Source organism: Brevibacillus fortis (assembly GCF_046196545.1).
GTDB lineage: Bacteria > Bacillota > Bacilli > Brevibacillales > Brevibacillaceae > Brevibacillus > Brevibacillus fortis_A.
Genome location: NZ_CP176370.1, coordinates 1,719,097 through 1,732,265, shown reverse-complemented (window position 1 = coordinate 1,732,265; position 13,169 = coordinate 1,719,097). Strand labels below are relative to the sequence as shown.

Here is a 13,169-nt window from a genome sequence, read left to right as displayed (position 1 = left end):
ATCCACGATTTGAACAACTTCCTATATATACAAAATAGCAACAATTTTGCATGATTTCCAGCGTAAGTTTCTCCTACCCCTACAATTTATGGTTATTTAGCGAAAACTTCGCAAAAATTTCGTGATCGATTTTTTTCTTCGTATGCAGGATGAAAGGGACAGACATCCCGAAAAGAATGTATAGGGACAGAATGAGGAGGGATATGTATGACCACACACCTTCGCTTGCACGGAAAAATCGCCATAGTAACAGGAGCCAGCCGCCTTCAAGGGATTGGAGCTGCTATCTGTAAAATGCTTGCCTCACACGGGGCCGATATTTTCCATACGTATTGGACCGCCTATGACCAATCCATGGCACATGGGATTCAAAAGGAAGAACCCGCAATCTTGCAGGAAGAGATCAGACGCTATGGAGTCAGATGTGCCGGGATCGAGATCGACCTGTCACAGCCTAATGCCTACAAAGAGGTGCTCGACGCCGCTACAGCACAACTGGGCGAACCAAGCATCCTCGTCAACAACGCTTGCTACTCGACAAATGACGGCTACGAGTCACTGGATATCACCAGTTTGGACGCACATTATGCCATCAATGTGCGGGCAACCACAATGCTCAGTGTGGAATTTGCACGTCGCTTCTCTCAACAACGCGGAGGCCGAATTATCAACATGACATCTGGTCAATCCAAAGGCGCAATGGTCGGTGAGATCGCATATGCGGCAACAAAAGGAGCCGTGGATGCCCTGACGACGACACTCGCTGCCGAAGTAGCTGCGCGAGGGATTACGGTCAACGCTGTAAATCCAGGCCCTACCGATTCAGGCTGGATGAACGACGAAATCAAGCAATACCTTTTGCAGCAATTTCCATTCGGACGGATCGGACAGCCCGAAGATGCAGCTCGTCTTGTCGCTTTCCTGGCAAGTGACGAAGCGGAGTGGATTACCGGACAGATTATGCATTCCGAAGGCGGATTCATACGGTAAGTGAAAAAAGCACAATCCGCCGTTTCTAGCAGATTGTGCTTCTTCTTTTTCAAGCTATGGTTTGCTCACGATTGGAAAAGAAGGCTTGAACAGCTCTTTTTCGCCCAACTGTTGATAGTCGCGCTCGACATAGCCAAGACGCATTTTGTCAAAGTAACGCTGTCCCTTTGCTTTGATCTCTTCCAGATCAACTCCTGGCATGAGGCGGTCTTTCATTACGGTGCGTCCAGCGATGATCGAGAGCTTCACATCACGACCTGAGCCACATGTGATAATCGTACGGATCGGATCATCAACCGCGCCCATGTGGAAACCGTCCAGATCGATGGCAATCATATCTGCTTTTGCCCCCGGTGCCAATCGTCCCAGATCATCTCTGCCGAGGAAACGTGCGCCGCCCAATGTCGCAGCACGGTAAATATCCGCGTAGCTGGAATCCGCGACATCGCCTTCCACCAAACGGGACAGCATGCTGGCTGTGCGAATGTTTTGGATGAAGTCCGGTGGGAACGTATCGGTTCCAATCGCGATGTTGACGCCACGACGCTTGTAACGGGCAAACGATTCGAGTGCCTCGCCGTGACGGCCGACTACGAGCGGGCAGTGAATCACGGTCGTACCTGTCTCTTGGAGGATCGCCAAATCGTCTCCCTCTCCGAATTTCGCTTTACTAAAGCCTGGAATGAAATGTGCGTGCGGAATTGCCGTTTTCTTTCCGAGGAAGCCGATCTCATTCAGGAACTGAATCGGTGATTGGTTGTGACGACGATGGATTTCCGTATATTCATAGAGACCTTGTGCAGCATGCAGACGGATAGGACATCCGAGCTCCTCGCTGTAGCGCTTTGTGTTGATCAAGTTCTCTACAGACTGTGACTCAATTCGCTCTGGCGCAAGCATTCCACGGATGAGTCCGTTATGAGCCCCATCGAAATCTTTGACAAATTGTACAGCCCGCTCCAGACCTGCTTGTCCTTCTGCTTCGTTCCACAGTACTTCGATCTCTCCATTTGCCTTCACGACACGCATACCGGATTGATAGCTCGGCCCCATGTACATACGCAATCCCAAGCGTCCTGCATGATCGGCTGCGGCTGCCAGCTCCTCATACGTTTCCGCCCAGCGCTTGTAGAAGACGGATGTAATCGGCATCGCTGTCGTTACCCCATTTAGAATCAGTTGACTGTAGGCGTAAAGGGATTTGAACGCCTCTTCTTCAGGGGTCATTACCTCATGGTAGCCTTTGCGGTAGTAGTCTTCCGACCAGAGCATGTTTTTGTTTCTAGCAGAAGCTTGCTCCAGATGTACGATATCGTGATCAATATCCCCCAACGCATTCAGGTCAATGAAGCCCGGGCTGACTACAGCATTGCCAGCATCGATCACTTCATCTACATCGCCATCAAAATGGTGCCCCACATACACAATGGTGTCATTCTCGTAAACGACTTCCCCATCTTTGATAATCACATGATCTTCGCCGTCAAAACCGATGACATATTTTGCGGTTATTTTCTTTTTCATGATGATCCTCCCTACTCTTTCTCGTTCCGGCCTCTCCACTTCATTGTATCCTTCGTTATTATAGGAAATATTCTGTAAAATTTGTTTCAAAACTTTTACATGTATTTGCACAATCTTTACTCCTTTTCGAAAACAGGAAAGATTCCACGCAATACGTAAAGATCATGCAAAAACTAGTAAAAAAGATGAACAACCTTGTTCGAAATATTCACTACAATTAATAGAGACAGCTAGACTGGACTCTCATCCACTATTTGCAATATAGAGAAAGGGCTGATTTCTAGTGATGCAAGCTTTTTGGTTAACCAACGTTCGTCTCGATAAAGGATTTGAAACAGGAGACGACGGCGTCTTTCACACAATCTCAGAAATCTGTCATTTGAAGATCGAAGACGGCAAAATCGCAGAGATCGTATCAGCGAACCAACCACTCGACACCACTTTACCGCAAGAAGATGCAAAAGGTTTATTGGCCCTCCCCTCTTTTGTTGAAAAGCATAATCATCTGGACAAAACGTATGCTGGCGCAGCCTGGAAATCTTGCCTTCCTCCGAAAAAACTGATCGATCGCCTGGAATTCGAAGCAACAGAAATGCCGATGATGACTGGGACGACCAAAGAGCGCGCACAAGCAATGCTCCAGCTCCATATGAAAGGCGGTGCCACACATGTGCGCACACACGTCAACATCGATCCATACATCGGGCTGAAAAACCTGGAGGGTGTGCGTGCAGCCCTGGAAGAATACAGCGATCGTCTGACGTATGAAATCGTCGCTTTCCCGCAGCAGGGTCTCCTGCGCACACAAGCAAGCTCCTTGATGAGACAAGCGATGAAGGAAGGCGCTACACTGGTTGGGGGCTTGGACCCGGCTGGGATTGATAATGAATTGGAAGGCTCCTTGCGTGAAATGATGGACATTGCGGTGGAAGCAAATGCCGATGTCGATATTCACCTGCATGATCCGGGGACACTCGGCTTCTATACGATCAAAAGACTGCTCGATCTGACTGAAGAAGCTGGTTGGCAGAACCGTCTGGCGATCAGTCATGCCTTTGCGCTCGGAGATGTGTCGATGGAAGAAAGCTCGGACATGGCAGACCGATTGTCCCAGCTGGGAACGATGATCATGACGACAGTTCCAATTAATCGTGCCATGCCACCTGTGCCGATGCTTCATGCCAAAGGCGTACATGTCGCACTTGGTTACGATGGATTCTACGATTCGTGGTCACCATATGGAACAGGCGATATGCTGGATAAGCTAAACCGTCTGGTCGAGCGCTACCGTTGGGTCGATGAGAAATCATTGGTGCAATCGTTGTACTTCATTACCGGAGGAAAAACAACACTCGATAAAGATGGCAACCGTGCATGGCCAAAGGTTGGCGATGAGGCGAGCATCGTGTTTGCAGAAAGCTCCTGCTCTGCGGAAGCGATTGCGAGAAAATCTCGTCGGGCTGCTGTTATGTTTAAAGGGAAAATTGTTCATGGTGCTATGGAGAGAATGGAAGAAACAAAGTAGTCAGATAGACACGAAGGCTTCGCTGATTTTTCAGTGAAGCTTTTTTTGTTTTTATCTAAAGCGAGCCTTTGGTGGTGGAGAGAAAAAAGAAGAAAACGCTCAAGTTCTTGGGCTACCTGCTAAGGGGTCATCCCTGCCCAGCTCCATGGCAAAAAAGAAACCCGCGTCCAAAGTCGCGCCTCTGCGAAGTATCTCAGAGGTGGACGCTAAAGGCAGGTTTCTTTTTTTCCATTGCGCTTCGGTGGGTATCCCAAAGACTTTCGCTTATTCCTTCTTTTTTCTCTTACCAGTTTGGGTGGTTGTCCGTGCTTAAAAGAATGAGCTATCCAACCCGTCAGTTTAAAGATGAGGGCCTTCTGAAAGAGGTAAATATTTTATAACCAAGCCTTTTTTAAGAGCTTCACGCCACGTTGGATTTCATCACTTGATAAATTACTGAAACCTAGTTTAATGATTGGTTCATCGGTTTTGTTTTTAATGAAGTAAAGTGAAGTAGGATAGACTTTCACTCCCTGAAGGGAAGCTTGTTGAATGAGCCATTCTTCTGAACGCTCCAGGTGTACTTTGACTAATACGTACAAACCAGACTGCTCCCCGATGATCGAAATATTTTGTTTGAAATGATTCCTTAATTCACAGACGAAGTGCTGCATTTTTCGTTTATAAACAAGACGCATGCGTTTAATATGGCGATTCCATTCCCCTTCCTCCATAAATTTCGCCATGGCGAATTGGCTAAGGAGTGAAGTGGTGCTCTCGAAATGTGCGAATTGATTTTTATAACAGTTGATAAGTGGCTGTGGCAATACCATATAACTTAAACGAATCCCTGGCAGAAAGCATTTCGAGAAATTTCCGAGATAAATAACTCTTGTTGAATCGATGGAAGCGAGAGCTGGAAATGGTTGTTGGGTATAGCGATATTCACTATCATAATCGTCTTCGATAATATACCCTTGCCTATTTTCTGCCCAATGAATGAGGGCATGCCTTTGCTGAATGGGCATACTTACCCCATACGGACTGTGATGGGACGGCGCCACATAAATCAATCGTGATTTCATTTGTTCCAGGTGTGAAAAATCAGCACCTGTCTCATAAACGGGTAACGTTTCCAGTGTAAAACCATTTAATTGAAAAGCTTTCCTAGCGCCATCATAACCTGGGTCTTCCACAATCACGCTAGAAAAATCATGTTTCAGGACAAGACCTAGATACACAAGCATTTGTTGGGTACTACTGCCGATAATGATGGCATCTGGTTCTGTTTTCACCCCACGAGACTGGAGTAAATAGGCTGCGATTTGCTCACGTAGGCTCCTTTCACCAAAAGGTTCTCCGTACCGAAAGCTGTCCTTTTCCGTTAATACTTGATTCGAAATCCTCCGCCACGTTTTTAAAGGGAAATGCGATTGATCGACGACGTCTGCGCGAAAGTCAATGCGAACAGATGGTACAGTCTCTGTTTGCTTGTGAGTAGAAGAACTGCGGGCCTCTTGAAATAAAACAGGCTCTAACTCATTTACAAAATAACCTTTTCTGCCTTCTCCACGAATATACCCTTCAGAAACAAGTTGTTCATACGCCATTAATGTTGTATTACGGCTAACATGTAAGGAATCTGCAAGTTGACGAATGGAGGGCAATGGCTCATCCGCCTTTATATCGCCTTGTTCAATAAATGATTTAAATTTCTCATAGATCTGTTTGTATTTAGGAGAATGTTCTTTGAATGTAAAAATGGTATTTTTCATTAACACCTCTCCTGACATGTATATTTGTTTGTTATTGTATCTTTTTTTATGTCAGTTTGTATCATACGCTTGGTTCAAGTCAAGTTGAAAGGGTGGTTACTGTGTACATTCCTAAGCAATATCAGATGGAACATGATGAGGCAGTTCAAATGATGAAGTCTAACCCGTTTGCCCTATTGATTACGGTTGATGAACATCGCCCGTTGTCCACGCATATCCCGTTGGAAATCCGTGAAGAGGAAGGGACAATCTATGCGACTGGGCATATTGCATACGGAAACATGCAGAAGAAAACGTTGGATAACAATAGGGATGTTTTGCTTATTTTTCAAGGACCGCACGCTTACATTTCGTCAAGCTGGTATGAGAGTGAACAGGTTCCCACATGGGACTATCTCGCTGTACATGCGTATGGGACAGCACGTATCCTCACGAAGGATGAACTGAAGTCGGCTTTGGATTCTATGCTTACACACTACGAATCTCACCGGGAACATGGTCGGCTCTGGGAGACCTTCAATCCTGAATTGCTTGAAAGAGAAATGAAAGGAATCGTTGGTTTTGAGATTGAAATCACCTCGATTCAAGGGGCAGCCAAAATGAGCCAAAATCGCAACAACACCGACTATAAATCGATTGTGGCAGAGCTTGAAAAATCAAATGAACAAGGGGAAAATCAGGTTGCTCAGTGGATGCGTGAGCAACGGAAAGAGTTATTTAAATGATCAGCCTATAGATACAACAAGGAGTTGCTTCTTATGGAGTTTTCAACTATTTGGCTATTTGTCATTGCCGCTTCTACATTGTTAATCATACCTGGGCCAGCTGTGTTCTATATTATGGCAAGAAGTATCGATCAAGGGAAGAAGGCGGGTCTGGTATCCGTTCTAGGAGTGTCTCTTGGTGGTTCTGTTCACGTTTTAGCTGGAGCAATTGGCGTTTCTGCGATCCTTATGACATCAGCAACAGCCTTTCATATCGTGAAATACTTGGGTGCTGCTTATCTTATTTATCTGGGGTGTAAGACTTTATTTTCTAAAACTGATACAACGGCTTCCGAAATTCCAAAAGCCCCTCGCAAAAAATTACGAAAGATTTTTTACGAATCAGCGCTTGTAGAGGTAATGAATCCCAAGACAGCCCTCTTCTTTTTAGCCTTCTTTCCGCAATTCATATCAACTACTGCCGGGTCAGTTACCGTTCAATTTTTGCTTTTAGGAACGATTTTTATTATCCTAGCTTTTATTAGCGATGGTCTGTATGCCGTCCTCGCAGCAAGTATGAGGAAGCGGATTGTGGGGAGTACGGCGAGTTCAAAGGTAGTGAATCGGATAACTGGTTATTTATATATTGCTCTAGGGATTTTCTCCGCCTTTGCGAGCCCCTCCAAAACATAAGAGTCCAATAAGTAAAATGAAACGGAGAGATAGGGTATGCCTAGATTTATCATTGAAGATGATTTTTGGTTGTTATTTCCGCATGCCAAAATAGGCATCGTGATTTGCCAGGGAATTGATAATGCAAGAAAGGACGTTGAAGTCTACGAGAAGCTGCTGCAGGAGGCAGAGAAAGAAGCTCATAAATTCTTAAGTCTGGAGGAATTCAGTAGCAATCCTGTCATTTCCGTTTGGCGAGAAGCTTTTCAGAAATTCAAGACAAAGAAAGGGGCAAGGTGTTCCATTGAAGCTTTATTAAAAAGAGTGAAGAATGGCAACTCTATCGGAACAATAAACCCGCTTGTTGACATCTATAATTCCATTTCATTGCGTTACGGACTTCCGTGTGGTGGAGAAGATATCGACACTTTTGTAGGCGATATTCGCCTGACGCAGGCAAATGGCAACGAACCGTTTATCCCATTGGGACAGGATGAAAATGCTCCGCCATATGAAGGGGAAATTGTATATAAAGATGATGACGGTGCCATATGCAGATGCTGGAATTGGCGTGAAGCTCAGAGGACAATGCTAACAGAACATACGAAAAATGCATTCCTCTGTATCGAATTAATAGATGAAACAAGAAGTGATGAATTCCATATGGCGCTAAAAGAATTGTCTGATTTAGTGCCACATCATCTTGGTGGTATGGTGAAGATGGAAGTGTTAGATATCAATCACAAGGAAATGACCATCTTTGATTAAGGTCAAACGGCAGCCAAATGCACTGGCTACCGTTCTTTGTGTAATATCCTGACTTTAGAACATTCCATTCTCATTGGGGGAATCATCCGGTATGGGCTGGCCTACATCCCAGAATTCGACGATTTGGTCGTTATGAAAACGGAAGATATGGACCACAGCTCCCCCAAGATCCTCTTGGTTTTGCTTCACATGGGAATGAACCGCAACGATATCTCCCTCTTCGATGGCACGTTTCACTTCGAGAATCTTATGAGGATTCTTTGCGGCGTTCTCTTCCATTGCGAGCATAAGAGAATGTGCATCGCCACGGAAAAAGGGATTATGGTGGCGGAAATTCGGACCTGTGTATCTTTGGTATGCTTCTCGCACATTCCCCGACGCTACCAGTTGCAAAAACGACACCGCATTCTCTTTGAGAGAAGTCTTCATACCAAATCATCCTTTCTTTCATAAAGGTTCCTCAGAGTTGGTATTTTAAACATATTCGTATAACAAACCCATCTCCCTCCGACTTTTTTTATATGTGTACCTATACTGATAGGGTGCACAGCATTATTATTGTGGGGAATGTGTTTGTTACTCCTCTATTCTGTCATTACCATTTTCTAGAGGAAACCGCTCATCTTGCCTTCTGCTTTAAGGTATAATAGTTCAAAGCAAAGGGGGCAGGAAACTGTGGAGTGGTTAATCGGTCTGGCCTGCAGCGCCGGGATTGCGGGGGCGGCTTATGTAAAACGGTCGCTGTCTGGTTCCGGCTTTTTGGCGGCGGTGATACTGGGCACCGTGATGTACGCACTCGGAAGCCCTATCTGGTTCGGCTCCCTCATCGCTTTTTTTGTCTCGTCCACCTTATTGTCCAAGTGGAAAAAGCATAAAAAGCAAGAAGCCGAGAGCGGTTATGAGAAAACAGGGAGACGCGATGCCGGCCAAGTGCTCGCAAACGGCGGGCTCGGGCTCCTGTTATGTGTAGCAAATTGGGCATGGCCGCACCCGCTTTGGTGGTACGCGTTCCTCGGCGTAATGGCGGCGGTCACAGCCGATACATGGGCGACAGAAATTGGCGGTTTAAGCCGCAATCCTCCGAGATCGATCAAGACGGGTCAGCGTGTTCCGCCCGGCACTTCTGGCGGTATTTCTGGCCTGGGCATGGGTGCTTCGCTGGCTGGTGGACTATTTATCGGCGGTGCAGCGTGGTTGCTGCTTGCGCTACCCGGCCAAACTGCGCCGGATGTGATCACCCCTGCCCTTAGACTGGCAGCTTGGATCGGCATAGCTGGACTGGCGGGCATGATAGGGTCACTGGTCGATTCATGGATCGGTGCGACATGGCAGCAAATGTACCGTTGCGGCGCTTGCGGTCGTGAAATCGAGCAGGCTCGTCACTGCGGCAAGCCAGCCGTGCGAATCCGAGGTCGCGCTGGTTGGAACAACGATGCCGTCAATGTCGCTGGCTCGCTTGCAGGTGGTGCTTTCGCCGTCTTATTCGCGCTGGCCATCGGCTTATCGTTTGACCTATAAAAAAACGGAAAGACTTCGTATCACACAACGATACTGAGTTTTTCCGTTTCTTTATTTTGGGGCACAAGTCTAGGCTACTTTCGTCACTTTCTTCGCGTTCTGTACCATTTTTGAGACGCACGCCCAAAGTATGAAGCCAACTAGGAGAAAGCCGACATTCATGCTGATGACGCCTCCCCATCCGTATGCGGACCAAAACAATCCGCCGAGTGTTCCTCCTACACTTGATCCCGTATAGTAAAAAAACAAGTATAAGGAAGAGGCCTGTGCTTTGTTCTGTAAAGCAAGCTGTCCCACCCAGCTGCTTGCAACGGCATGCGCTCCAAAAAATCCAAAAGTAAAAAATCCAAGTCCTACTATCTTCATAATGAGATTCGCTTCCCACGTCAAACAGACGCCTATTAATGCAAGGAATAAGCTAATGAATAACAGCCTTTGCTTACCGTGACGATTTATTAATTTTCCTGTCCAGACAGAGCTGAACATTCCGATGATCATAATTAAAAATGTCCAACTTATAAAGGTTTGGCTGAGTGAATAAGGCTTTTCGAGCAATACATAAGCGATGTAATTGAACAACGCTACATTACTCCCTAAAAGTAAAAAGCCGATGACAAATAAACAAATGAGACTTGGGGCCTTTAGATGGTCCATTAAAGACAGACCTAACTTTCTAATAACGAATGGGCGCGCTTTGAAATGTTGTGAAGGCGGTAAGGTGCTCCAAAAAATCAGTGTGGCAGCCAAACTGATGAGACCAATCCCTCCTATTGCGATCTGCCAGCCGAAGTAGTCACTCATCATTCCTGAGAAAACCCTGCCAAACACAGCCCCAATGGAATTGCCACATATATAGAGACCCATAGCCGCTCCCAAACTTTTGGATTCGATTTCTTCTCCAAGATAAGCCATTGCTATGGAGGGTAAACCCGCCAATGCTATTCCTTCAATCGTTCGCAATACCAGGAGAACATGAAAATTCGAACTGAATGCTGTGAGAATACAAAACACAGACGAAGCGAGCATGGAAACGATCATGATTGGCTTGCGTCCCCATACTTCAGACAACGAACCAAAAACGAGCATACTGACGGCAAGAACCATTGTTGTAATGGAGAGGGAAAGGCTTGCTGTCGTTGGACTAACCGCAAACTCTTTTGAAAATTCCGGCATCAAAGGCTGTACGCAGTAAAGAATAGCAAACGTATTGAAACCAGCAGCAAAAAAAGCAAAGCTGGTTTTGCGGAAGAGTGGCGTGCCTTGTTGTATCATGTGATCACCATATCATTTCAGGATGATTATGGTTTCATGGTATCACCATTTATCTATGATGTATAATTCATTATAATCATGTTTTTCATGCATTTATGTAATGAAAAATCCGAACAGAAAGTGGTGCTTTCGAATGGAATGGCAACAGTTCGAATATTTTCAAACCCTGGCAAGAATCCAACACGTGACACATGCTGCCGAAGCTCTCTCGATTTCCCAGTCTGCCCTTAGTCGTTCGATTGCCCGATTTGAGGATGAAATAGGCGTGCCCCTGTTTGACCGTCAAGGACGTTCGATTCGGCTCAATAAATATGGTCATATCTTTTTAAAGCGAGTCGAGAACATGATGAAGGAATTTCATGAAGGAAAACAAGAAATCATGGATTTACTTGATCCAGAAAAGGGAGAGGTGTCTCTTGGGTTTCTGCACACGTTAAGTACCAGTCGTATCCCTGATTTACTGGCTTCATTTCGCTCCCACTACCCAAACATTCATTTTCGACTCGGACAAGGTCCCTCCCATACGCTTATGAATCAGTTGCAAGGAGGAGAATTTGATCTTTGTCTACTTGCTCCTATGGATATGAAATCTCCCTTTGTATGGAAGCCGCTTTGGAATGAAGAACTTTTTGTGATTGTCCCCAAAGACCACAAATATGCAAATCGTACTTCGATTACTTTGGAAGAGATTGCAGATGAATCATTTATCCATTTAAAAGAAGGATACTCCCTTCGCATCACCGTCGAGCAATTGTTTCAAGTAGCGGGAATTACACCTCCGATTACATTTGAAGGAGAGGAAGCAGATACCGTTGCAGGATTGGTCGCTGCTGGACTGGGAATCTCCCTTTTGCCCAATTTAAAGGGAACGGACCAGAGTAAGATCACACAAATCCCTGTCAAAAGCCCGAAATGCCAACGGACCATTGGAATTGCTTGGGTAGAAGGGAGATATTTATCACCTGCCACTGAAAAATTTAAACAATTTGTTATGAACCATGCCTGCGATTTTGAATAAGGATGGGTGAACCTACGACTCCCCCCTTTGCCTTGATTCCCGTCGCCAACTCATGAGTACCAAAGACAAAGCGATTGTCGTGAGGATAATGCCAAGCGCTTGCAACCCCTCGGCGCTAAACTTATCTCCCATTATAATGCCGATCAACAACGAGGAGAGAATGGTTCCCAGGTATCTGGATGTATTAAATAATCCGGATGCTACTCCGATGATTTCTTTTGGTGAACTTTCGAACAAGGCTGCTTGCATTCCGACATTGTTTAACCCGTTGCTAATACCGAATGCTGCTAACGCTACACAGACACTAATCACATGTGAATCTTGATCTAACGTCACGAGCCACAATGACCCAAATGTCATCAGCATGGCGGATGCGAACAATGCAGGCCGAGGTCCTGATTGATCAATCCATCGTCCTGCTAATGGAGACACAATGAGTGAGCATAAACCTAAGCTGAGCATGAGAATTCCTGTATGGAACTCGCTGACATGACGAACCATTTGCAGGTAGGACGGAAGCCCGAAAAAAAGCGAATAAAAAAGGACATTCACGAGCATGAATTCGATATTAACCCACGTCATCGCAGGATACTTGGCGAATGTCCGTAGAGGAATAAACGGAGAAGTCGTTTTTAACTCATGTCGTACGAAAGCCCCCAGTGTAACGAGGCCGATCCCTCCAACCATGATAGGCCACCATGAGACATGCCCAGATGATTTTGCTGAAAGCAATCCCACGAGCAGTGCAACCAAACCCACTGCGAAGAGCACGATCCCTGTTGCATCAATCAACTCCAACCATTTTCGAAAAGACATGTGATGTGCAGCAGATGCTGCCGATTCATCCTTTGGAATCATCCTCCAGCCTAACAGCAAGCTAGCCACCACGAACGGAATATTAATGAGAAAGATAGCAGACCAATCCCAATAATGAATCAATACCCCGCCAATAAAAGGTCCAATTGCTGCTGCTCCGGATAGGAATATGGACAGTACAGAAAGCGCAGTCGCTTGTTTCTCTGTAATATGAATTCGTACAATGGCCATTCCAACCGCAACCATCATGCTTGTTCCAATCGATTGCACGATTCGGAACACAATGAGCCACCCAAAGCTTGGTGATAATGGCGCTAATAATGAAGCAACAAAAGATACGACAAGCCCAGTAAGAAATATCTTCTTACGGCCGAACAAATCGCTTGCCTTTCCCATGACAGGTTGAGCGATCGCACTCGCAATATAGAAGGAGAAAATAATCCACGAGACAACCGTGAAGTCAAGTCGGTACACATTTTGCAGCCTTGCAATCGCAACAGAAATCATCGAAGAATTTAATGGGTTCAACAATATCCCTAGTCCAACGGAAATCATCAACCACCTGTTGTGAGACCCCATTTTTAGTCCCCCTTAAAGCGTTTTGATGA

The 13,169-nt window shown here is 45.7% G+C and carries 12 protein-coding genes; 7 read left to right on the top strand and 5 right to left on the bottom strand.

Annotated elements, in window-relative coordinates; all coding sequences use genetic code 11:
- The first annotated feature begins 207 nt into the window (after positions 1–207).
- Complete coding sequence (locus tag ACKKE8_RS09140; protein ID WP_409177895.1) at positions 208–990, top strand: SDR family oxidoreductase; 783 nt, start codon at positions 208–210, stop codon at positions 988–990.
- A 54-nt stretch (positions 991–1,044) separates the two neighbouring features.
- On the opposite strand, the gene ACKKE8_RS09135 is transcribed toward ACKKE8_RS09140, so the two are convergent.
- Complete coding sequence (locus ACKKE8_RS09135; RefSeq protein ID WP_409177894.1) at positions 1,045–2,514, bottom strand: amidohydrolase family protein; 1,470 nt, start codon at positions 2,512–2,514, stop codon at positions 1,045–1,047.
- 283 nt (positions 2,515–2,797) lie between these two features.
- On the opposite strand from ACKKE8_RS09135, the gene ACKKE8_RS09130 reads away from it, so the two are divergent.
- Positions 2,798–4,039: an amidohydrolase family protein gene (locus tag ACKKE8_RS09130; RefSeq protein ID WP_409177893.1), complete on the top strand. Its 1,242-nt coding sequence runs from the start codon at positions 2,798–2,800 to the stop codon at positions 4,037–4,039.
- Positions 4,040–4,413: 374 nt separating this feature from the next.
- On the opposite strand, the gene ACKKE8_RS09125 is transcribed toward ACKKE8_RS09130, so the two are convergent.
- Positions 4,414–5,793: a PLP-dependent aminotransferase family protein gene (locus ACKKE8_RS09125; RefSeq protein ID WP_409177892.1), complete on the bottom strand. Its 1,380-nt coding sequence runs from the start codon at positions 5,791–5,793 to the stop codon at positions 4,414–4,416.
- A 101-nt stretch (positions 5,794–5,894) separates the two neighbouring features.
- Here ACKKE8_RS09125 and ACKKE8_RS09120 point away from each other — a divergent pair, with 101 nt between their 5' ends.
- The 3 genes from ACKKE8_RS09120 to ACKKE8_RS09110 are packed head-to-tail and all read left to right on the top strand — an operon-like array spanning position 5,895 to position 7,937.
- Complete coding sequence (locus ACKKE8_RS09120; protein ID WP_409177891.1) at positions 5,895–6,518, top strand: FMN-binding negative transcriptional regulator; 624 nt, start codon at positions 5,895–5,897, stop codon at positions 6,516–6,518.
- A 33-nt stretch (positions 6,519–6,551) separates the two neighbouring features.
- Positions 6,552–7,190, top strand: coding sequence for a LysE family translocator (locus ACKKE8_RS09115; protein WP_409177890.1), 639 nt, complete (start codon positions 6,552–6,554; stop codon positions 7,188–7,190).
- Between the two features lie 36 nt (positions 7,191–7,226).
- The gene (locus ACKKE8_RS09110) at positions 7,227–7,937 is read left to right on the top strand and encodes a B3/4 domain-containing protein (RefSeq protein WP_409177889.1); all 711 of its coding nucleotides are present in this window, start codon (positions 7,227–7,229) and stop codon (positions 7,935–7,937) included.
- 54 nt (positions 7,938–7,991) lie between these two features.
- Here the strand turns inward: ACKKE8_RS09110 and ACKKE8_RS09105 are convergent, their stop codons facing one another.
- On the bottom strand, positions 7,992–8,366 hold the full coding sequence (locus ACKKE8_RS09105; protein WP_056496315.1) for a nuclear transport factor 2 family protein: 375 nt from the start codon (positions 8,364–8,366) through the stop codon (positions 7,992–7,994).
- 246 nt (positions 8,367–8,612) lie between these two features.
- Here ACKKE8_RS09105 and ACKKE8_RS09100 point away from each other — a divergent pair, with 246 nt between their 5' ends.
- Entirely contained in the window at positions 8,613–9,455 is an 843-nt protein-coding gene (locus tag ACKKE8_RS09100) for a DUF92 domain-containing protein (RefSeq protein WP_409177888.1), read from the top strand.
- A 69-nt stretch (positions 9,456–9,524) separates the two neighbouring features.
- Here ACKKE8_RS09100 and ACKKE8_RS09095 read toward each other — a convergent pair whose 3' ends face one another.
- Positions 9,525–10,727, bottom strand: coding sequence for an MFS transporter (locus tag ACKKE8_RS09095; RefSeq protein ID WP_409177887.1), 1,203 nt, complete (start codon positions 10,725–10,727; stop codon positions 9,525–9,527).
- Between the two features lie 133 nt (positions 10,728–10,860).
- Between ACKKE8_RS09095 and ACKKE8_RS09090 the strand changes: the two genes are divergently transcribed.
- Entirely contained in the window at positions 10,861–11,745 is an 885-nt protein-coding gene (locus tag ACKKE8_RS09090) for a LysR family transcriptional regulator (protein ID WP_409177886.1), read from the top strand.
- A 12-nt stretch (positions 11,746–11,757) separates the two neighbouring features.
- Here ACKKE8_RS09090 and ACKKE8_RS09085 read toward each other — a convergent pair whose 3' ends face one another.
- The gene (locus ACKKE8_RS09085) at positions 11,758–13,140 is read right to left on the bottom strand and encodes an MFS transporter (protein WP_409177885.1); all 1,383 of its coding nucleotides are present in this window, start codon (positions 13,138–13,140) and stop codon (positions 11,758–11,760) included.
- Positions 13,141–13,169: the final 29 nt, after the last annotated feature.

Bases quoted from the DNA above. Each gene is read 5' to 3' on its own strand.
- ACKKE8_RS09135 (WP_409177894.1), bottom strand. From the start codon at position 2,514: ATGAAAAAGAAAATAACCGCAAAATATGTCATCGGTTTTGACGGCGAA.
- ACKKE8_RS09105 (WP_056496315.1), bottom strand. From the start codon at position 8,366: ATGAAGACTTCTCTCAAAGAGAATGCGGTGTCGTTTTTGCAACTGGTA.
- ACKKE8_RS09115 (WP_409177890.1), top strand. From the start codon at position 6,552: ATGGAGTTTTCAACTATTTGGCTATTTGTCATTGCCGCTTCTACATTG.
- ACKKE8_RS09140 (WP_409177895.1), top strand. From the start codon at position 208: ATGACCACACACCTTCGCTTGCACGGAAAAATCGCCATAGTAACAGGA.
- ACKKE8_RS09085 (WP_409177885.1), bottom strand. From the start codon at position 13,140: ATGGGGTCTCACAACAGGTGGTTGATGATTTCCGTTGGACTAGGGATA.
- ACKKE8_RS09110 (WP_409177889.1), top strand. From the start codon at position 7,227: ATGCCTAGATTTATCATTGAAGATGATTTTTGGTTGTTATTTCCGCAT.
- ACKKE8_RS09095 (WP_409177887.1), bottom strand. From the start codon at position 10,727: ATGATACAACAAGGCACGCCACTCTTCCGCAAAACCAGCTTTGCTTTT.
- ACKKE8_RS09125 (WP_409177892.1), bottom strand. From the start codon at position 5,793: ATGAAAAATACCATTTTTACATTCAAAGAACATTCTCCTAAATACAAA.
- ACKKE8_RS09090 (WP_409177886.1), top strand. From the start codon at position 10,861: ATGGAATGGCAACAGTTCGAATATTTTCAAACCCTGGCAAGAATCCAA.